The organism is Pseudomonas sp. LLC-1, from assembly GCF_002992185.1.
GTDB lineage: Bacteria > Pseudomonadota > Gammaproteobacteria > Pseudomonadales > Pseudomonadaceae > Aquipseudomonas > Aquipseudomonas monteilii.
Window position 1 is genome coordinate 158,784 of the sequence record NZ_LUVY01000006.1, and the last position, 18,310, is coordinate 177,093.

21 protein-coding genes are annotated in these 18,310 nt (G+C 60.7%); 13 read left to right on the forward strand and 8 right to left on the reverse strand.

Features of this window, described 5'->3' with window-relative positions; genetic code table 11:
* The first annotated feature begins 6 nt into the window (after window positions 1–6).
* Genes moaC through moaE form a run of 3 tightly spaced genes read left to right on the forward strand, consistent with a single transcriptional unit; the run spans window position 7 to window position 1,171 of the window.
* Window positions 7–477, forward strand: a complete 471-nt coding sequence (gene moaC, locus A0O30_RS04465; RefSeq protein ID WP_105945721.1) for a cyclic pyranopterin monophosphate synthase MoaC — start codon at window positions 7–9, stop codon at window positions 475–477.
* A complete protein-coding gene (moaD, locus tag A0O30_RS04470) occupies window positions 477–722 on the forward strand; it encodes a molybdopterin converting factor subunit 1 (protein WP_105945722.1) in 246 nt (81 codons plus the stop codon). Before moaC ends, moaD begins: the two co-directional genes overlap by 1 nt.
* Window positions 723–724: 2 nt before the next feature.
* Window positions 725–1,171 (forward strand): molybdopterin synthase catalytic subunit MoaE, encoded by a 447-nt coding sequence (gene moaE / locus A0O30_RS04475; RefSeq protein ID WP_105945723.1) that lies wholly within the window; start codon window positions 725–727, stop codon window positions 1,169–1,171.
* A 161-nt stretch (window positions 1,172–1,332) separates the two neighbouring features.
* Here moaE and rhlB read toward each other — a convergent pair whose 3' ends face one another.
* Complete coding sequence (rhlB, locus tag A0O30_RS04480) at window positions 1,333–2,796, reverse strand: ATP-dependent RNA helicase RhlB (protein WP_105945724.1); 1,464 nt, start codon at window positions 2,794–2,796, stop codon at window positions 1,333–1,335.
* A gap of 101 nt (window positions 2,797–2,897) precedes the next feature.
* Window positions 2,898–3,554, reverse strand: a complete 657-nt coding sequence (locus A0O30_RS04485) for an alpha/beta hydrolase (protein WP_060499778.1) — start codon at window positions 3,552–3,554, stop codon at window positions 2,898–2,900.
* A 332-nt stretch (window positions 3,555–3,886) separates the two neighbouring features.
* On the opposite strand from A0O30_RS04485, the gene A0O30_RS04490 reads away from it, so the two are divergent.
* The 4 genes from A0O30_RS04490 to A0O30_RS04505 all read left to right on the forward strand — a co-directional run bounded on the left by A0O30_RS04490 (window position 3,887) and on the right by A0O30_RS04505 (window position 8,044).
* Window positions 3,887–4,915 carry an amino acid ABC transporter substrate-binding protein gene (locus A0O30_RS04490; RefSeq protein ID WP_016713531.1) on the forward strand — a complete coding sequence of 343 codons (1,029 nt, stop codon included), beginning with the start codon at window positions 3,887–3,889 and terminating at the stop codon, window positions 4,913–4,915.
* A gap of 67 nt (window positions 4,916–4,982) precedes the next feature.
* Entirely contained in the window at window positions 4,983–6,161 is a 1,179-nt protein-coding gene (locus A0O30_RS04495) for an amino acid ABC transporter permease (protein WP_105945725.1), read from the forward strand.
* Between the two features lie 10 nt (window positions 6,162–6,171).
* Window positions 6,172–7,269, forward strand: coding sequence for an amino acid ABC transporter permease (locus A0O30_RS04500; protein WP_016713533.1), 1,098 nt, complete (start codon window positions 6,172–6,174; stop codon window positions 7,267–7,269).
* A 10-nt stretch (window positions 7,270–7,279) separates the two neighbouring features.
* Window positions 7,280–8,044, forward strand: a complete 765-nt coding sequence (locus A0O30_RS04505) for an amino acid ABC transporter ATP-binding protein (RefSeq protein WP_003251792.1) — start codon at window positions 7,280–7,282, stop codon at window positions 8,042–8,044.
* A gap of 31 nt (window positions 8,045–8,075) precedes the next feature.
* On the opposite strand, the gene algW is transcribed toward A0O30_RS04505, so the two are convergent.
* Window positions 8,076–9,236 (reverse strand): Do family serine endopeptidase AlgW, encoded by a 1,161-nt coding sequence (gene algW / locus A0O30_RS04510; protein WP_019098030.1) that lies wholly within the window; start codon window positions 9,234–9,236, stop codon window positions 8,076–8,078.
* Between the two features lie 157 nt (window positions 9,237–9,393).
* Here algW and A0O30_RS04515 point away from each other — a divergent pair, with 157 nt between their 5' ends.
* The 4 genes from A0O30_RS04515 (at window position 9,394) to A0O30_RS04530 (ending at window position 14,074) form a co-directional block, all read left to right on the forward strand.
* Window positions 9,394–10,152 carry a Nif3-like dinuclear metal center hexameric protein gene (locus A0O30_RS04515; protein WP_105945726.1) on the forward strand — a complete coding sequence of 253 codons (759 nt, stop codon included), beginning with the start codon at window positions 9,394–9,396 and terminating at the stop codon, window positions 10,150–10,152.
* Between the two features lie 257 nt (window positions 10,153–10,409).
* Window positions 10,410–11,327, forward strand: coding sequence for a sulfate adenylyltransferase subunit CysD (cysD, locus tag A0O30_RS04520; protein WP_013974136.1), 918 nt, complete (start codon window positions 10,410–10,412; stop codon window positions 11,325–11,327).
* A 15-nt stretch (window positions 11,328–11,342) separates the two neighbouring features.
* Entirely contained in the window at window positions 11,343–13,244 is a 1,902-nt protein-coding gene (gene cysN, locus A0O30_RS04525) for a sulfate adenylyltransferase subunit CysN (RefSeq protein WP_105945727.1), read from the forward strand.
* Between the two features lie 197 nt (window positions 13,245–13,441).
* Window positions 13,442–14,074 (forward strand): hypothetical protein, encoded by a 633-nt coding sequence (locus tag A0O30_RS04530; RefSeq protein WP_177410250.1) that lies wholly within the window; start codon window positions 13,442–13,444, stop codon window positions 14,072–14,074.
* A gap of 34 nt (window positions 14,075–14,108) precedes the next feature.
* On the opposite strand, the gene A0O30_RS04535 is transcribed toward A0O30_RS04530, so the two are convergent.
* The 4 genes from A0O30_RS04535 to A0O30_RS04550 all read right to left on the reverse strand — a co-directional run bounded on the left by A0O30_RS04535 (window position 14,109) and on the right by A0O30_RS04550 (window position 15,938).
* Window positions 14,109–14,753, reverse strand: coding sequence for an RES family NAD+ phosphorylase (locus A0O30_RS04535; RefSeq protein ID WP_105945729.1), 645 nt, complete (start codon window positions 14,751–14,753; stop codon window positions 14,109–14,111).
* A 12-nt stretch (window positions 14,754–14,765) separates the two neighbouring features.
* Window positions 14,766–15,032 carry a bacteriocin immunity protein gene (locus A0O30_RS04540; protein ID WP_105945730.1) on the reverse strand — a complete coding sequence of 89 codons (267 nt, stop codon included), beginning with the start codon at window positions 15,030–15,032 and terminating at the stop codon, window positions 14,766–14,768.
* Complete coding sequence (locus tag A0O30_RS04545; RefSeq protein WP_105945731.1) at window positions 15,026–15,346, reverse strand: S-type pyocin; 321 nt, start codon at window positions 15,344–15,346, stop codon at window positions 15,026–15,028. The genes A0O30_RS04540 and A0O30_RS04545 overlap by 7 nt, the downstream gene beginning before the upstream one ends.
* A 112-nt stretch (window positions 15,347–15,458) precedes the next feature.
* Window positions 15,459–15,938: an Lrp/AsnC family transcriptional regulator gene (locus A0O30_RS04550; protein ID WP_016498026.1), complete on the reverse strand. Its 480-nt coding sequence runs from the start codon at window positions 15,936–15,938 to the stop codon at window positions 15,459–15,461.
* Window positions 15,939–16,065: 127 nt separating this feature from the next.
* On the opposite strand from A0O30_RS04550, the gene A0O30_RS04555 reads away from it, so the two are divergent.
* Both A0O30_RS04555 and A0O30_RS04560 read left to right on the forward strand, forming a co-directional pair.
* Window positions 16,066–17,265, forward strand: coding sequence for a methionine gamma-lyase (locus A0O30_RS04555; protein WP_105945732.1), 1,200 nt, complete (start codon window positions 16,066–16,068; stop codon window positions 17,263–17,265).
* Window positions 17,266–17,407: 142 nt separating this feature from the next.
* Entirely contained in the window at window positions 17,408–17,794 is a 387-nt protein-coding gene (locus A0O30_RS04560; protein WP_105945733.1) for a tail fiber domain-containing protein, read from the forward strand.
* Between the two features lie 69 nt (window positions 17,795–17,863).
* Here the strand turns inward: A0O30_RS04560 and A0O30_RS04565 are convergent, their stop codons facing one another.
* Window positions 17,864–18,301 carry a YhcB family protein gene (locus tag A0O30_RS04565; protein ID WP_016713539.1) on the reverse strand — a complete coding sequence of 146 codons (438 nt, stop codon included), beginning with the start codon at window positions 18,299–18,301 and terminating at the stop codon, window positions 17,864–17,866.
* Window positions 18,302–18,310: the final 9 nt, after the last annotated feature.

The following is an 18,310-nucleotide window of genomic DNA, read 5'->3' on the forward strand; positions in this document are numbered from 1 at the left end:
AGAGCAGTGCTGACACATCTTGATTCCCAGGGGCGGGCCAATATGGTCGACGTCACTGAAAAGGCCGTGACCGAGCGCGAGGCCACTGCCGAGGCGCGGGTGCGCATGTTGCCGCAGACCTTGCAGATGATCGTCGACGGTGAGCACCCCAAGGGCGACGTGTTCGCCGTGGCGCGTATTGCCGGGATTCAGGCAGCGAAGAAGACCAGCGACCTGATCCCGCTGTGCCACCCATTGATGCTGACCAGCGTCAAAGTCGAACTCAGTGCAGAAGGGCAGAACGCCGTGCGCATCGTCGCCCGCTGCAAGCTCGCCGGGCAGACCGGCGTCGAGATGGAGGCGCTGACCGCCGCCAGCGTCGCTGCGCTGACGATCTACGACATGTGCAAGGCCGTGGACAAGGGCATGGTCATCGAGCAGGTACGCCTGCTGGAAAAGCTCGGTGGCAAGAGCGGGCACTACAAGGTGGAGGCATGATGAAGGTCAAGGTGATGTACTTCGCCCGTTACCGCGAACAGCTGGGCGTGGATGCCGAGTGCGTGGAAGGTGCGTTCAATGTGCTCGACGATGTGCGTAAGGCGTTGGTGGCCAAGGGTGGGAAGTATGAGCTGCTGGCTGAGCAAAACTTGATGTGTGCGCGCAACGAAGAGCTGTGCAGGCTGGATGAACCACTGGAAGAGGGTGATGAAGTGGCATTCTTCCCGCCGGTGACCGGAGGCTGAACATGGCAGTGCGAGTGCAGGAAGGCGCGTTCGACCCGGGCGCCGAGATCAATGCCATGCATGCGGCCAACGTCGGCGTGGGCGCGGTGGTCGGTTTTGTCGGGTATGTGCGGGATTTCAACGACGGTCGCGAGGTGGCAGGGATGTTCCTGGAGCACTATCCGGGGATGACCGAAAAGGCCTTGGCCAAGATCGTGGTCGAGGCCGAGCAGCGTTGGCCGTTGCTCAAGGTAGAGGTGCTGCACCGCATAGGGGCGCTGGAGCCGGGCGAGCCGATTGTGTTCGTGGGGGTGGCCAGTGCCCATCGGCAGGCGGCGTTCGATGCCTGCAACTTCATCATGGACTACCTGAAGACCCGGGCGCCGTTCTGGAAGAAGGAGAATACCCAGGAAGGGCCGCGGTGGGTTGAAGGCAGGCAGAGTGACCAGGATGCGGCGGGGCGCTGGTAGTCAAGGCATTATTGGCCCCTTGTGGGAGCGGCCTTGTGTCGCGAAAGGGCCGCGAAGCGGCCCCAGGATATTAGCGATGATGCAAAAATTGATGGGGCCGCTTTGCGGCCCTTTCGCGACACAAGGCCGCTCCCACAGGGGGTATGTAGCCCACTGACAGGTCAGTGATGCTTGCGCGGCACCGGCTTCAGCAGCTCATCCGGCGGCATCTCACACTTGATCTTGCGCCCCAGCAATTCTTCGATCGCCGGCAGCTGGTAGGAGTCATCCTCCCCGGCAAAGCTGATCGACACGCCACTGGTTCCCGCACGCCCTGTGCGGCCAATGCGGTGCACGTAGTCATCCGGGTCTTCCGGCAGGGTGAAGTTGATCACATGGCTGATGCCATCGATGTGAATACCACGCCCCGCCACATCAGTCGCCACCAGCACGGTAATGCGCCCTTCGCGGAAGCTTTCCAGGGTACGAATGCGCTTGTGCTGCGGCACGTCGCCCGACAGCTGGGCGGCATTGATGCCGTCGCGTACCAGTTTTTCCTCGATGCGCCGCACTTCGTCCTTGCGGTTGGCAAACACCATCACCCGTTCCCATTTGTTCTGGGTCACCAGGTTGTACAGCAGCTTGTACTTGTCGCTGCCGGCTACGGCATACACGTGCTGCTCGACCGTTTCGCTGGCCACGTTCTCCGGCTCGATCTCGACGATGGCCGGGTTGGTGGTCCACTGCTTGGCCAGGTTCATCACGTCGTCGGTGAAGGTGGCCGAGAACAGCAGGGTCTGGCGCTCGCTTTTCGGCGGCGTCTGGCGAATGATCTGGCGTACCTGCGGGATGAAGCCCATGTCGAGCATGCGGTCGGCTTCGTCCAGCACCATCACCTCGACCATGTCCAGGTGCACTTCGCCGCGCTGGTTGAAGTCCAGCAGGCGACCCGGGGTGGCGACCAGGATGTCGCAGTGGCGCGCTTCCAGGGCCTTGAGCTGCTTGTCGAAGTCCATGCCGCCGACGAAGCTCATCACGTTCAGACCGGTGTACTTGGTCAAGGCGATGGCGTCCTTGGCGATTTGCACCACCAGCTCGCGGGTGGGCGCGATGATCAGCGCACGCGGTTCACCCATGTAACGCTCTTTGGGCGGCGGCGTCTGCTGCAGCTGGGAAATGATCGAAATCAGGAACGCGGCGGTTTTGCCGGTACCGGTCTGCGCCCGGCCGATGGCGTCCTGGCCACGCAGGGTGTAACCCAGCACTTGCGCCTGGATCGGCGTGCAGTACGGGAAGCCCAGGTCGTGGATGGCGTGCATCAGCTCGTTGGACAGCTTGAAGTCGTGGAAGCGGGTTTTGCCTTCCTGTGGCTCGACCACGAAGTCTTCCGGCTTCCACAGGCTGGCCTGCGGCTTGGGCTTGCGCTCGCGACGCGGTTTTTCCTTGGCCGGGGTGTCGGCGGCTGGCGTGGCGGCGGTTGGCTGTTCGGCCTTAGGGGCAGGTTTGGCGCGTGGGGCGGCCGGTTTGGGCGCGGGCCGGGCCTCTGTGGCCGGGGCGGGCGCAGGCGGCGTCACGCTGGCAGCAGGAGCGGCGGCCTGTGGCGCGGCGTCTCCCTTGCCGAATATTTTCTTGAGTGCCTTGAGCACGATCGTCTCATCAACTGGTTAAGGAATGTACGCCGGGCAGTGTAATGCAAGAACCGGGCGCGGCGTAGTGGAATAGCCCTACAACTACAGGCGGCCCTCGCTTATTGCAGTTGCTTGGCCAGCCATTCGTGGATGTCGTTCAGCTCCTCGACCACCACCTCGTGCTCCATCGGGTACTCGTGCCAGCGGGCGGCCACGCCCCAGGTGTTCAGGTACTCGAAGGCGGTGCGGCCCATGGACGGGATGACCACCGGGTCGTGCACGCCGTGCAGGCACAGGGCCGGGGTGCGTTGCTGGCACGCACTCAACTGGTGCTGGTCGTTGAAGGTGGGGGCATAGGTGGACAGGGCAATCACCCCGCCCAGTGCTTCTTGCCACTTTATATAGGCAGTGTGCAGCACCACCGCGCCACCCTGGGAGAAACCGGCCAGGAAAATACGCGACAGGTTGATGCCTTTGGCCTGCTCGGCCTTGATCAGGGCAATCACCTGTTCGGCCGATTCCTCCAGCTGCGCTTCGTCAATGGCGCGGGCCGGGGTCATGGCCTTGATGTCGTACCAGCTGGGCATGGCGTAGCCGCCATTGATGGTCACCGGGCGGGTTGGGGCCTGGGGCATGATGAAGCGGGTGGTGGCCAGGCGCTCCTGCATGAATTCGGCCACAGGTAGGAAGTCGTAACGGTCTGCACCCAGACCGTGCAACCAGATCACACAGGCATCAGCGGTTTTCTGCGGTTCGAGAATCAGCGGGTTGGTCATGACTGCTCCGAAAGTGTGCGGGTCTTGTTATGGCGTGCGTGAAAAGAAGGCACTGGAAATGATTGTCGGAAAAAGAATGTCGCAACGATACAACTTTCCCTACTTGACGAGCGCTTAAACGCTACAGCCAGAAATTTTGGTACGCGCTTTGCAATTCAACCTGTGATGCAAAGGGCAGGCCGTGACGGTAACACCCTTTGCACGCGAAGGCTGTCATAGAACAGCCCATTGCGCCAATTGACCCAATAACAAGCCAATACGGGTCGGATACGCCTCAAAAGGGTGCGGTGCAATTCCGGCTCGATACAACAAGAGCGATTTGGAGGTTGTGAATGAAGATGTTGAAAACCACCCTGGCAGTCCTGACCGCTGCCGCCGCGCTGGGCGCCGTGAGCAACGCCCAGGCTGGCGCCACCCTCGATGCGGTAAAGAAGAAGGGCTTCGTCCAGTGTGGCGTGAGCGACGGTCTTCCGGGCTTCTCGGTCCCTGATGCACAGGGCAAGATCGTCGGTATCGACGCCGATGTGTGCCGCGCCGTGGCCGCCGCCGTGTTCGGCGATGCGACCAAGGTCAAGTTCAGCCAGCTCAACGCCAAGGAACGCTTCACCGCCCTGCAGTCGGGCGAGGTCGACGTGCTGTCGCGCAACACCACCTGGACCAGCTCGCGCGATGCCGGCATGGGCCTGGTGTTTGCCGGTGTCACCTACTATGACGGCGTAGGTTTCCTGGTCAACAAGAAGCTGGGTGTTTCCAGCGCCAAGGAGCTCGATGGCGCGACCATCTGTATCCAGGCCGGTACCACCACCGAGCTGAACGTGTCGGACTTCTTCCGCGCCAATAACCTCAAGTACACGCCGATCACCTTCGACACCTCGGACGAAAGCGCCAAGTCGCTGGAATCGGGCCGTTGCGACGTGCTGACCTCGGACAAGTCGCAGCTGTTCGCCCAGCGCTCCAAGCTGGCCGCGCCGACCGAGTACGTGGTGCTGCCGGAGACCATCTCCAAGGAGCCACTGGGCCCGGTGGTGCGTAAAGGTGACGAGGAGTGGTTCAGCATCGTCAAGTGGACCCTGTTCGCCATGCTCAACGCCGAAGAGGCGGGCATCACCTCGAAGAATGTCGAGGCCGAAGCCAAGGCCACCAAAAACCCGGACGTCGCTCGCCTGCTGGGCGCGGACGGTGAGTACGGCAAGGACCTCAAGCTGCCCAAAGACTGGGTAGTGCAAATCGTGAAGCAAGTCGGCAACTACGGCGAAGTGTTCGAGAAGAACCTGGGCCAGAGCACCGACCTGAAGATCGACCGTGGCATGAACGCCCTGTGGAACAACGGCGGCATCCAGTACGCGCCACCTGTGCGCTGATGGCTGCACCCTGCGGCGGCATCCCGCCGCCGCAGGCTGTTCGAATCCCTACTGTCCGGGGCACTTCATGCAAAATCAAATCGGCGCACCCAAGGGCTTGTCCCTTAACGATCCGCGTGTGCGCGCGTGGCTGTTCCAGATCCTCACGATCGTTTTCGTGGTCGGCCTGGGCTGGTACCTGTTCCACAACACGCAAACCAACCTGCAACACCGGGGGATTACCTCGGGCTTCGACTTTCTCGACCGCAGTGCCGGCTTCGGCATCGCCCAGCACCTGATCCCGTATGTCGAATCCGACAGCTATGCGCGGGTGTTCGTCATCGGCCTGCTCAATACCCTGCTGGTGACCTTCATCGGTGTCATTCTGGCGACGATCCTGGGGTTCATCATCGGTGTGGCTCGGTTGTCGCCTAACTGGATGATCAACAAGCTGGCGACCGTGTATGTGGAAACCTTCCGCAACATTCCGCCGTTGTTGCAGATCCTGTTCTGGTACTTCGCCGTGTTTCTGACCCTGCCGGGACCGCGGGGCAGCATCAACATCGACGACACCTTCTTTATCAGTAACCGTGGCCTGAACATGCCCGGCGCTTCGATGGCCGACGGCTTCTGGCCGTTCGTCGTTGCCTTGGCAGTCGCCATTGCCGCCATCGTTGTGATGGTGCGCTACGCCAACAAGCGTTTTGACGAGACGGGTGTGCCGTTCCACAAGTTCTGGGTGGGGTTGGCGCTGCTCGTCGCCATCCCTGGCTTGAGCGTACTGGTGTTCGGTAGCCCGGTGACCTGGGAAGTGCCGCAACTGAAGGGCTTCAACTTCGTCGGTGGCTGGGTGCTGATCCCCGAGCTACTGGCGCTGACCCTGGCCCTGACGATCTATACGGCCGCCTTCATTGCCGAAATCGTGCGTTCCGGCATCCGTTCGGTCAGCCACGGCCAGACCGAAGCCGCACGCTCGCTGGGCCTGCGCGAGGGGCCGACCCTGCGCAAGGTGATCATCCCCCAGGCACTGCGGGTGATCATTCCGCCGCTGACCAGCCAATACCTGAACCTGGCGAAAAACTCGTCGCTGGCGGCCGGTATCGGCTACCCGGAGATGGTCTCGCTGTTCGCCGGTACCGTGCTCAACCAGACCGGCCAGGCCATCGAGGTGATTGCGATCACCATGAGTGTCTATCTCGCCATCAGCATCAGCATTTCGCTGCTGATGAACTGGTACAACAAGCGCATTGCGCTGATCGAGCGGTGAGGATACGCCCGTGAATGCCCATGTTTTCAAACCCGACATGCCGCCACCGGTGAAAACCGTCGGCGTGCTCGCATGGATGCGTGCCAATCTGTTTTCCAGCTGGCTCAATACGCTGCTGACCCTGTTTGCCATCTACCTGGTGTGGTTGATCGTGCCGCCGCTTATCCAGTGGGCGTTGATCGACGCCAATTGGGTCGGCACCACCCGCGCCGACTGCACCAAGGAAGGCGCCTGCTGGGTGTTCGTGCAGCAGCGCTTCGGCCAGTTCATGTACGGCTATTACCCGGCCGAGTTGCGCTGGCGCGTGGACCTGACCGTGTGGCTTGCCGTACTCGGCGCCGCACCGCTGTTCATCAAGCGTTTCCCGCGCAAGGCCTTCTATGGGCTGGGCTTCCTGGTGCTGTACCCGATCCTGGCCTACACCCTGCTGCACGGCGGCGTGCTTGGCCTGGAAACCGTGGCCACCAGCCAGTGGGGCGGGCTGATGCTGACCCTGGTGATCGCCACCGTGGGTATCGTTGGCGCCTTGCCGCTGGGCATCCTGCTGGCCCTGGGCCGGCGTTCGCGGATGCCGGCCGTGAAGGTGGTGTGCGTGACCTTCATCGAGTTCTGGCGCGGCGTGCCGTTGATCACCGTGCTGTTCATGTCGTCGGTGATGCTGCCGTTGTTCCTGCCCGAAGGCATGAGCTTCGACAAGCTGCTGCGGGCGATGATCGGCGTCATCCTGTTCCAGTCGGCGTACATCGCCGAGGTGGTACGCGGGGGCCTGCAAGCCATTCCCAAGGGCCAGTACGAAGCCGCTGCGGCCATGGGCCTGGGCTACTGGCGCGCGATGGGCCTGGTGATTCTGCCGCAGGCGCTCAAGCTGGTGATCCCAGGCATCGTCAACACCTTCATTGCCCTGTTCAAGGACACAAGCCTGGTGATCATCATCGGCCTGTTCGACCTGCTGAACAGCGTCAAGCAAGCCGCCGCCGACCCGGCCTGGCTGGGCATGGCCACCGAGGGCTATGTGTTCGCCGCCCTGGTGTTCTGGATTTTCTGTTTCGGTATGTCCCGCTACTCCATGCACCTGGAGCGCAAGCTGGACACTGGCCACAAGCGTTAGGAGTTTCGAAATGAGTGAAGCGATCAAGCAGCCTGCTGGCCCCGAAGGCATCATCCAGATGCAGGGTGTGAACAAGTGGTATGGCCAGTTCCATGTGCTCAAGGACATCAACCTGAACGTGCGCCAGGGCGAGCGTATCGTGCTGTGCGGGCCGTCCGGTTCGGGCAAGTCCACCACCATCCGTTGCCTCAACCGCCTGGAAGAACACCAGCAGGGGCGCATCGTGGTGGATGGCGTGGAGCTGACCAACGACCTTAAGCAGATCGAGGCCATCCGCCGCGAGGTGGGCATGGTGTTCCAGCACTTCAACCTGTTCCCGCACCTGAGCATTCTGGAAAACTGCACCCTGGCACCGATGTGGGTGCGCAAGATGCCCCGGCGCAAGGCCGAGGAAATTGCCATGCATTATCTGGAGCGCGTGCGCATTCCGGAGCAGGCGCACAAGTACCCGGGGCAGTTGTCCGGTGGCCAGCAGCAGCGCGTGGCGATTGCCCGTGCGCTGTGCATGAAGCCGAAGATCATGCTGTTCGACGAACCGACCTCGGCGCTGGACCCGGAAATGGTCAAGGAAGTGCTCGATACCATGGTGGGCCTGGCCGAGGATGGCATGACCATGCTCTGTGTAACCCACGAAATGGGCTTTGCCCGCACCGTGGCGAACCGGGTGATCTTCATGGACAAGGGGGAGATCGTGGAGCAGGCGGCGCCGGATGACTTCTTCGACCGGCCGCGCAGTGACCGGACCAAGTTGTTCCTCAGCCAGATCCTGCACTGATGCAAATGGGGCCGCTAAGCGGCCCCATTTTTTACTTCTCTTCTTGTGTGGCTGCCGGAGCAGGTGGTGGCCGCAGCCCCACCTCGGCAATCAGCTTCAACTGCTGCCCATTGCGCATCACCTCGATGGTGATCTTCTCGTTGGGCTTGATCCGTGCCACCTGGTTCATCGACTTGCGCCCGTCACCGGCCGGTTCCCCGTTGATGCTCAGAATCACGTCACCCAGTTGCAGCCCGGCCTTGGCCGCCGGCCCTTCGCGGAAGATGCCCGCCACCACGATACCCGGGCGGTCCTTCATGCCGAACGACTCGGCCAGTTCCTGGCTCAGCGGCTGTACTTCGATGCCCAGCCACCCACGGATCACCTGGCCATGCTCGACGATCGACTTCATCACCTCCAATGCCAGTTTCACCGGGATGGCGAAGCCGATGCCTTGCGAACCGCCCGACTTGGAGAAGATCGCGGTATTGATGCCGACCAGGTTGCCATTGGCATCGACCAAGGCGCCGCCCGAGTTACCCGGGTTGATGGCGGCGTCGGTCTGGATGAAGTCTTCGTAGTTGTTCAGGCCCAGCTGGTTACGGCCGGTGGCGCTGATGATACCCATGGTGACGGTCTGGCCGACGCCGAACGGGTTACCGATGGCCAGCGACACGTCGCCGATGTGAATGGTGTCGGAACGGCCGATGGTGATCGCCGGCAGGTTCTTCAGGTCGATCTTCAGCACTGCCAGGTCGGTTTCCGGGTCGCTGCCGATCACTCGGGCCAGGGTTTCGCGGCCATCCTTCAACGCCACGACGATCTGGTCGGCCCCGCTGGTGACATGGTTATTGGTCAGCAGGTAGCCCTCGGGGCTCATGATCACTGCCGAGCCCAGGCTCGACTCCCAGCGGCGCTGCTTGGGCAGGTTGTCGCCGAAGAAGCGGCGGAACTGTGGGTCTTCGAACAATGGGTGGGCGCTTTTGTTCACCACTTTGGTGGTGTACAGGTTGACCACCGCAGGCGCGGCCAGCGTCACCGCGTCGGCGTAAGATACCGGGCCCTGCATGATGCGGGTGGTTTGCGGCGCCTGTTGCAGGTTGACGTCCTGGCTGGGCAGGCCGACCCATTCCGGGAAGCGCTGGATGATCAGCATGGCGATCAGCACGCCGGTGAGCAGGGGCCAGCCAAAGTAACGAAACGCCTTGAACATGAACGAATCCTGGAAAGAGCAGGGGCCATTGGCCGCGCAGTGGGGCATGAGCGCGCGCGATCATACACCGGTTCCCCCAGTGCCGGCGACGGCCCATAATGGCCGGCATTATACGGGCGTTGCGCCCGAGAAAAGCGCAGTTTTCGAGGAGATTTTCATGGCCGTCGCTCTCAACACCCTGGTCGAGGAAGCCGAACGCTACCTGGGCAGCGCGAAGATCCAGGATTATTGCCCCAATGGCCTGCAGGTCGAAGGCCGGCCGCAGGTCAGCCGCATCGTCAGCGGTGTTACCGCCAGCCAGGCGTTGCTGGATGCCGCAGTCGAGGCCGAGGCCGACCTGGTACTGGTGCACCATGGTTACTTCTGGAAGGGTGAGAACCCGTGCATCACAGGCATTCGTCAGCGTCGGCTGAAGACCTTGCTGAACAACGATATCAGCCTGCTGGCATTTCACCTGCCGCTGGATGTGCACCCGGACGTGGGCAACAACGTGCAGCTGGCACGGCAACTGGACATCACCGTCGAAGGGCCGCTGGACCCGGAAAACCCCAAGGTGGTGGGACTGGTCGGCTCGCTGGTCGAACCGATGACGGCCCGCGACTTTGCCCGGCGCGTGCAGGAAGTGCTGGGACGTGAGCCGTTGCTGATCGAAGGCGACGAGATGATCCGTCGGGTCGGCTGGTGTACCGGGGGCGGGCAGGGTTACATCGATACGGCGATTGCGGCCGGAGTGGACCTGTACCTGACGGGTGAGGCATCCGAGCAGACCTACCACAGTGCACGCGAGAACGGCGTCAGCTTCATCGCGGCCGGGCACCATGCGACCGAGCGATACGGGGTGCAGGCACTGGGTGATTACCTGGCGCGGCGCTTTGCCGTGGAGCACCTGTTCATCGATTGCCCGAACCCCATCTGAGATCGATGTTGCCTTCTTCGCGGGCGCGCCCGCTCCCACAGGATCGTCACAGGATTTGAGAGCGATGCGGTCTCTGTGGGAGCGGGCATGCCCGCGAAGGGCCGCAGGGCGGCCCCCGTTTCAGCCCAAACCCCCAGTCATATCGTTAGACCTTTTCGATCTAGCCCGCCGCCTAAATAGAAGAAGCCGCTGTGATAAAGTGGCTCGCTCGAACACGGCCCGCAGGCCGTCCATAAGATCGTTTTTCGTGAGTAGCCATGGTCGACAAACTGACGCACTTGAAACAGCTGGAGGCGGAGAGCATCCACATTATCCGCGAGGTGGCCGCCGAGTTCGATAACCCGGTGATGCTGTACTCGATCGGCAAGGATTCCGCCGTGATGCTGCACCTGGCGCGCAAGGCCTTCTTCCCGGGCAAGCTGCCGTTCCCGGTGATGCACGTCGACACCCAGTGGAAATTCCAGGAGATGTACAGCTTCCGCGACAAGATGGTCGAGGAAATGGGCCTGGAACTGATCACCCACGTCAACCCCGAGGGTGTGGCGCAGGGCATCAACCCGTTCACCCATGGCAGCTCCAAGCACACCGACATCATGAAGACCCAGGGCCTGAAGCAGGCACTGGACAAGCATGGTTTCGACGCCGCCTTCGGTGGCGCGCGCCGCGACGAAGAGAAGTCGCGGGCCAAGGAGCGTGTGTATTCGTTCCGGGACAGCAAGCACCGCTGGGACCCGAAAAACCAGCGCCCCGAGCTGTGGAACGTGTACAACGGCAAGGTCAACAAGGGCGAGTCGATCCGCGTCTTCCCGCTGTCGAACTGGACCGAGCTGGACATCTGGCAGTACATCTACCTCGAAGGCATCCCGATCGTGCCGCTGTACTTCGCCGCTGAGCGCGAAGTGATCGAGAAGAACGGCACCCTGATCATGATCGACGACGAGCGCATCCTCGAGCATCTCACCGATGAAGAGAAAGCGCGCATCGTCAAGAAGAAGGTGCGTTTCCGTACCCTCGGTTGCTACCCGTTGACGGGTGCTGTCGAGTCGGAAGCCGAGACCCTGACGGACATCATTCAGGAAATGCTCCTGACCCGTACGTCCGAGCGCCAGGGCCGTGTCATCGACCACGATGGCGCCGGTTCCATGGAAGACAAGAAACGCCAAGGCTACTTCTAATTTCAGGGTTACTCCATGTCGCACCAATCTGATCTGATCAGCGAGGACATCCTCGCCTACCTGGCCCAGCACGAGCGCAAGGAACTGCTGCGCTTCCTGACCTGCGGCAACGTTGACGACGGCAAGAGCACCCTGATCGGGCGCCTGCTGCACGACTCGAAGATGATCTACGAGGACCACCTCGAGGCCATCACCCGTGATTCGAAGAAAGTCGGCACCACCGGCGAAGAAGTCGACCTGGCGCTGCTGGTAGACGGCCTGCAGGCCGAGCGCGAGCAGGGCATCACCATCGATGTCGCCTACCGCTACTTCTCCACTGCCAAGCGCAAGTTCATCATCGCCGACACCCCGGGCCACGAGCAGTACACCCGCAACATGGCCACCGGTGCGTCCACCTGCGACCTGGCGATCATCCTGGTCGATGCCCGCTACGGCGTGCAGACCCAGACCCGCCGCCACAGCTACATTGCTTCGTTGCTGGGCATCAAGCACATCGTGGTCGCGGTCAACAAGATGGACCTGAAGGGCTTCGACCAGGAAGTCTTCGAATCCATCAAGGCCGACTACCTGAAGTTTGCCGACGCCATCAACCTGACCCCGAGCAGCCTGCACTTCGTGCCGATGTCGGCGCTCAAGGGCGACAACGTGGTCAACCACAGCGAGCGTTCGCCGTGGTACGCCGGCCCGACGCTGATGGAAATCCTCGAAACCGTCGAAGTGTCGGCCGACCGCAACTTCACCGACCTGCGCTTCCCTGTGCAGTACGTGAACCGCCCGAACCTGAACTTCCGCGGCTTCGCCGGCACCATCGCCAGCGGCGTGGTACACAAGGGCGACGAAATCGTCGTGCTGCCGTCGGGCAAGAGCAGCCGCGTCAAGTCCATCGTCACCTATGAGGGTGAACTGGAAAACGCAGGCCCAGGCCAGGCCGTGACCCTGACCATGGAAGACGAGATCGACATCTCCCGTGGCGACCTGCTGGTACACGCCGACAACGTACCGCCGGTAACCGACCAGTTCGACGCCATGCTGGTGTGGATGGCCGAAGAGCCGATGCTGCCGGGCAAGAAGTACGACATCAAGCGCGCCACCAGCTACGTGCCGGGCTCGATTGCCAGCATCACCCACAAGGTTGATGTGAATACCCTGGAGCAGGGCGCTGCCAGCGCACTGCAACTGAACGAGATCGGCCGCGTCAAGGTTGCCCTGGACGCTTCGATCGCGCTGGACGGTTACGACAGCAACCGCACCACCGGTGCGTTCATCGTCATCGACCGCCTGACCAACGGCACTGTCGGCGCCGGCATGATCATCGCCCCGCCAGTACTGCCGCACGGCAGCACCGGCCAGCATGGCAAGCAGGCTCACGTGTCGACTGAAGAGCGTGCACTGCGCTTCGGTCAGCAGCCAGCCACCGTGCTGTTCAGCGGCCTGTCTGGCGCCGGCAAGAGCACCCTGGCCTACGCCGTGGAGCGCAAGCTGTTCGACATGGGCCGTGCGGTTTACGTGCTCGACGGCCAGAACCTGCGCCACGACCTGAACAAGGGCCTGCCACAGGACCGCGCCGGCCGCACCGAGAACTGGCGCCGCGCCGCCCATGTGGCGCGCCAGTTCAACGAAGCCGGCTTGCTGACCCTGGCTGCGTTCGTGGCTCCGGACGCCGAAGGCCGCGAACAGGCCAAGGCGTTGATCGGCAAAGACCGTCTGGTAACCGTCTACGTCCAGGCCTCGCCACTGGCCTGCCGCGAGCGCGACCCGCAAGGGCTGTATGCTGCCGGCGGCGACAACATCCCGGGCGAAAGCTTCCCGTTCGATGTGCCGCTGGATGCTGACCTGGTGATCGACACCCAGTCCACCAGCGTGGATGAAGGCGTGAAGCTGGTGCTGGACGTGCTGCGTCAGCGTGGCGCGATCTAAGCGCTGGCCTGCAATAAAAACCCCGCTTCGGCGGGGTTTTTTATTTCTTGTCCCAAAGGTCTGCTCGGTCCCTTGTAGCGGCGTTGCATCGCGACGAGTAGCGATCTATTTACATATTGACTTGTTGACAAGTTGACAGTTCGTGATTGTAAGCATACTTTGTGTGCAAGAAGGCTGCTCAGGCTGGAGGAGGCCCGATGACAACCGCTACCCACACAGCGACTCACCCTGCATTCGCTTGCCTAGAGGCTGCCAAAGACGCACTAAGACAGCGCTTTGAGGAGCACCTTGCACGTGCGTCGGAAGCTGTAGTGCTGAAAGCCGTGGCCCTCGCAGACGAAAAAGCTTTTGCTGCCCTCGCCAAGGTGGACGTCGAAGCGAAGCGCAGTGTTGCAACACGTAACCAGGAGGCCATGGCCAAGATGAAAGCACGCGCGTTCGAGCGTGTGATCAGCCGTTGCGAGTTGCTGGATGCCAGAACGGCCTGTGAAATACTGGGCATTTCCAAGCAGGCACTGAGTCAGAAGACAAAAGCCGGTAAGTTGCTCGCATACACGAACACTGGCAATCGCAGAAAATACTACCCGTCTTTCCAGTTCGCCGAGAACAAGCCGAGGCCATTTGTCGACGGGTTGATTCAGTCGCTCGAAGTGGACCCTGCGGATACCGAAGCCATGAATTTTCTGGTTCAGCACCTGGTCGGCAACATGGATTATTCAGAGCCCGGTGAACCGAGCAACGTATTGCCACGCTTTCATTTGCTGGATAACACTGCGGCAGTGGAAGTCATCAAGCGCGACTTTTTGAACGCATTCGAAGCTGGGCAGTGAATTCTGATCTTTCAAGGAAAGTCGGGCTTCGCGTCTACTCCAGCGCTACGCCCAGGCTGTAAAGAAACTCTACTACCGTTTCACCATTTTGCAACACTGCCAAGCTCACAGCCTGATGGCGTATCGCTTCGATCTGGATTGAGCGACCTTCGAACAGCACGATGTTGCATCCGTCCATGGACCCGGTAACGCTATAGACCGCTGACGGATAAAGCAGGCCATCAACTTGCCCTTGGCTCATGCACACTTGGCTGAGCTTTCGTGTGAAGGCATAACCTTCTTTGCCTTGGCCCTTAGCCTGAACGATATCCCGTATTTTGTGATGAGTCGCTCGGTTCGCCAGAGCAGCAACGTCGACCACGTACAATTCGCGTGCCGTCCTGAGTAAATGTAGCGACGTCTGTTCCAGTCGCGAAAGACGTACCGGTTGATCATCAATGCCTTGGCCCGGCTGGAACGACTCGGCGACGGCAACTTCTGCAGAACAGCCCAAGTAGTAGACGCCAACCTGTTTGGAAGGGTCGGCGTAGCGGGTATCGGAATCGGCGCGGTAGTTCACTGGGTTGGTATCGTAGCGAGACGCTTGAACCCTGTGCAGAAGTGAACCCGCAGGTACCTGCTTCAGCAGTTCCGGGTACTTGTACAACGCTTCGAGTACTTGATCAGTCAACTCGTTCATGGCTTGGGTTGCTCACCGCAAGTCACTGAATACGGAGAGCTCTTTTGACCTGCGCCACGCCACGATGCGCGCCACTATCTGCTCGGCGCAGCTAGCCTGCTGCTGCTCTGGGTTATAGATAAGGTCAGAGCCCTCAGGGTGCGCAACCACTTCGATAAAGTGTTCCAGCAATCGGTCCTGCCAATCACGTGAGCCTGTCGCCTGAATCAACGCCTCAACAATCGACCGGAACTCATCGTATGAATAGTCGGCGAGGCAAGGTTTCAGGCTGATCACCATGGTGTCTCCGATGAAAGCGCGTATTGCATGGCGCTCATGATCCGTAGGTTTTCAGCGTCGTACATCAACCCACCCCACTCGGGCGGGTTCAGGTGGCATAGCTGATAGGAGCGCAGACCCTTTGCCGTCTCATGGAATGGCGCACGAGGGGGCCAGCCTTTCTTGAGGCGGTTGAGTTGGGCGGGGATGAATTGCTGGCTGTAGATTGGGTCCTCTGCGATCGCCAGCCAGAAGCATTGGGAGAAATGGTCGAAGCTGTCGAATGTTCGACCTTCGAGTTTACGGATGATGAATTCTGGAAGAAGGCTGGCCATGGAGTCGTCCCTGGGTGAAAGGCAGGGAAGTGTGCCCGGGGGCGAGTTTTCTGTATGTCAGATGCAGGCTGTATGTCAGTAGGAACGTTCCTGGTGATTGGAGGGAGCTGTCCTAGATGTGTTTCTCCGACACAGGTATCACCCGTCTTTCCTTCACCGCCTTGTAGGAAAAACTCGAATAGATCTCCTTCACCCCCGGCAACCGCTGCAGCACTTCCCGGGTGAATTCCCCGAACGACTCCAGGTCCCTAGCCAGAATTTCCAGCAAAAAGTCATAGCGCCCGGAGATGTTGTGGCAGGCCACGATCTCGGGAATTTCCATCAGCCGCTGCTCGAACGCCAGTGCCATGTCCTTGGTGTGCGAATCCATCATGATGCTAACGAACGCGGTCACGCCAAACCCCAGCGACTTGGGCGAGAGGATGGCCTGGTAGCCGGTGATGTAGCCGTTGTCTTCCAGCAGCTTTACCCGGCGCCAGCAGGGCGAGGTGGTGAGTGCCACCTGGTCGGCGAGCTCGGCGACGGTGAGGCGGGCGTTGTCCTGCAGAGCGGCTAGCAGGGCGCGGTCGGTGCGGTCGAGGCTTGAAGGCATATTTTGCCCTCCTGATCCGTTATTTATTGTTTTTGTTCCAGTATGCACGCAGATGCGTGGGCTACTTTGGAAAAAATCGGGCAGCTCGGTGGCATAAGCTTATAGCAAACCACAAGAGGCTGTTGCCATGCGCGACTCCCATAACAACACCGGTTTTTCCACACGGGCCATTCACCATGGCTACGACCCGCTTTCCCACGGTGGTGCGTTGGTGCCGCCGGTGTACCAGACCGCTACCTATGCCTTCCCCACTGTTGAATACGGCGCTGCGTGCTTTGCTGGGGAGGAGGCGGGGCATTTCTACAGCCGCATCTCCAACCCCACCCTGGCCCTGCTGGAACAACGCATGGCTTCACTGGAGGGCGGTGAGGCGGGGTTGGCGTTGGCGTCGGGTATGGGCGCTATTACCTCGACCATCTGGACCCTGTTGCGGCCGGGTGATGAACTGATTGTCGGGCGCACCTTGTATGGCTGTACCTTCGCTTTTCTGCACCACGGTATTGGTGAATTCGGGGTGAAGGTCCGCCATGTCGACCTGAACGATGCCAAGGCATTGAAAGCGGCGATCAACAGTAAAACACGGATGATCTACTTCGAAACACCGGCTAACCCCAACATGCAACTGGTGGACATCGCGGCGGTCGCCCAGGCCGTGCAGGGGCATGATGTGCATGTCGTGGTGGATAACACCTACTGCACGCCTTACTTGCAGCGGCCACTTGAACTGGGTGCGGACCTGGTGGTGCATTCGGCAACCAAGTACCTCAGTGGCCATGGTGACATCACCGCCGGCCTGGTTGTGGGGCGCAAGGCGCTGGTCGACCGTATTCGCCTGGAAGGGCTGAAAGACATGACCGGGGCGGTAATGTCGCCACACGATGCGGCGTTGCTGATGCGCGGGATCAAGACCCTGGCCCTGCGCATGGACCGGCATTGCAGCAATGCCCGGCAGGTGGCCGAGTTTCTGGCCCGGCAGCCGCAGGTGGAGCTGATTCATTACCCGGGTTTGCCGTCGTTCGCCCAGTACGAACTGGCGCAACGGCAGATGCGTTTGCCGGGCGGCATGATCGCTTTCGAGCTCAAGGGCGGTATCGAGGCGGGGCGGCGCTTCATGAATGCGCTACAGCTGTTTGCACGGGCGGTGAGCCTGGGGGATGCCGAGTCGTTGGCGCAGCACCCGGCGAGCATGACGCACTCTAGCTATACGCCTAAAGAGCGCGAGCATCATGGTATTTCCGAGGGACTGGTTCGGCTTTCGGTTGGGTTAGAGGATATCGACGATTTGCTGGCTGATGTGGAGCAGGCGCTCAGCTGCTGTGTCGCTTGAGCCCCATAAAATTCCTACGTAATCGCTTCGTTTTTCACGAGTATCTTAAGAATGCTCTCATGGAGGAAGTTAAAGTGGGGGCTTAGTTTGGGTGTGCAGACGGAAATTACTCCGTATCCGTTGATCACCTGAAGGCATAATCATGAAGTTTAAAAATGCAGTTTCTCGCATCGCTCTGGTTCTCGCATCTGTCGCTGCCAGCGGAGCGGTTCTGGCCAGCGGTGATGTAGGCCAGCCATGCTGTCCTTTCAGTGATGCACGGCTGAAGACCTCTCCCGAGGTCTTGCAGGGGGCTACTGAGCAGTTGCTGAGGCTGCAAGGCGTAACGTTCACCTGGAAAGAAACGGGGCGAAAAGATATTGGCTTGATGGCTCAAGATGTCCAAGCGGTTTATCCAGAGCTCGTTCATCAAAAGAGTGAAATGTTAACTGTGGACTACCAGAAGTTGGTGGCGCCGTTGATTGAATCGATACGCGAGCTGAATCAGCGCATCGACGTGCTGGAAAAGAGTCAAGCCAAGGCGCTGTAACAAGCGTATCTGGTTAATGCAGGTTGCACAAAAAAGGCCTCTTGCGAGGCCTTTTTCATGTTCAGCGGATTAACGCTTGAGCCCGTAGCTCTCATCCAGCATGCCCGGCGAGTTGGGCGCTTTGGGCGCATAGTCGCGTGGCACTTCGGCGGTGTCTTTCGGCGGGGTCAGACGGTCACGTGGGCCTTGCGGCGCTTCGGAGTGCAGTGCAGCCAGCAGGCGTTGGCGAGTGACTTCATCCAGGGCCAGGCTGTTGGCGCCTTCGGCCAGGTGATCCTGCACGTCCTGGTAGCTTTGGGTCAGTTTCTTGACCAGCACGGCGGTGCTGTTGAAGTGGGTGACCACTTCGTTCTGGTAGCTGTCGAAACGCTTCTGGATGTCATCCAGCTGACGCTGTGTGCTGCTGGGCGCGGCATTGGGCAGCAGGCGGGCCACGACGAAACCGACGACCACGCCAATGACCAGGGCCAGGGTTGGCAACAACCAAACAAGGAGCGAGAGTTCCACGAGTCCTTC

Bases quoted from the DNA above. Each gene is read 5' to 3' on its own strand.
- moaD (WP_105945722.1), top strand. From the start codon at position 477: ATGAAGGTCAAGGTGATGTACTTCGCCCGTTACCGCGAACAGCTGGGC.
- moaE (WP_105945723.1), top strand. From the start codon at position 725: ATGGCAGTGCGAGTGCAGGAAGGCGCGTTCGACCCGGGCGCCGAGATC.
- A0O30_RS04485 (WP_060499778.1), bottom strand. From the start codon at position 3,554: ATGACCAACCCGCTGATTCTCGAACCGCAGAAAACCGCTGATGCCTGT.
- A0O30_RS04490 (WP_016713531.1), top strand. From the start codon at position 3,887: ATGAAGATGTTGAAAACCACCCTGGCAGTCCTGACCGCTGCCGCCGCG.
- A0O30_RS04495 (WP_105945725.1), top strand. From the start codon at position 4,983: ATGCAAAATCAAATCGGCGCACCCAAGGGCTTGTCCCTTAACGATCCG.
- A0O30_RS04505 (WP_003251792.1), top strand. From the start codon at position 7,280: ATGAGTGAAGCGATCAAGCAGCCTGCTGGCCCCGAAGGCATCATCCAG.
- algW (WP_019098030.1), bottom strand. From the start codon at position 9,236: ATGTTCAAGGCGTTTCGTTACTTTGGCTGGCCCCTGCTCACCGGCGTG.
- A0O30_RS04515 (WP_105945726.1), top strand. From the start codon at position 9,394: ATGGCCGTCGCTCTCAACACCCTGGTCGAGGAAGCCGAACGCTACCTG.
- cysD (WP_013974136.1), top strand. From the start codon at position 10,410: ATGGTCGACAAACTGACGCACTTGAAACAGCTGGAGGCGGAGAGCATC.
- cysN (WP_105945727.1), top strand. From the start codon at position 11,343: ATGTCGCACCAATCTGATCTGATCAGCGAGGACATCCTCGCCTACCTG.
- A0O30_RS04530 (WP_177410250.1), top strand. From the start codon at position 13,442: ATGACAACCGCTACCCACACAGCGACTCACCCTGCATTCGCTTGCCTA.
- A0O30_RS04535 (WP_105945729.1), bottom strand. From the start codon at position 14,753: ATGAACGAGTTGACTGATCAAGTACTCGAAGCGTTGTACAAGTACCCG.
- A0O30_RS04540 (WP_105945730.1), bottom strand. From the start codon at position 15,032: ATGGTGATCAGCCTGAAACCTTGCCTCGCCGACTATTCATACGATGAG.
- A0O30_RS04545 (WP_105945731.1), bottom strand. From the start codon at position 15,346: ATGGCCAGCCTTCTTCCAGAATTCATCATCCGTAAACTCGAAGGTCGA.
- A0O30_RS04550 (WP_016498026.1), bottom strand. From the start codon at position 15,938: ATGCCTTCAAGCCTCGACCGCACCGACCGCGCCCTGCTAGCCGCTCTG.
- A0O30_RS04555 (WP_105945732.1), top strand. From the start codon at position 16,066: ATGCGCGACTCCCATAACAACACCGGTTTTTCCACACGGGCCATTCAC.
- A0O30_RS04560 (WP_105945733.1), top strand. From the start codon at position 17,408: ATGAAGTTTAAAAATGCAGTTTCTCGCATCGCTCTGGTTCTCGCATCT.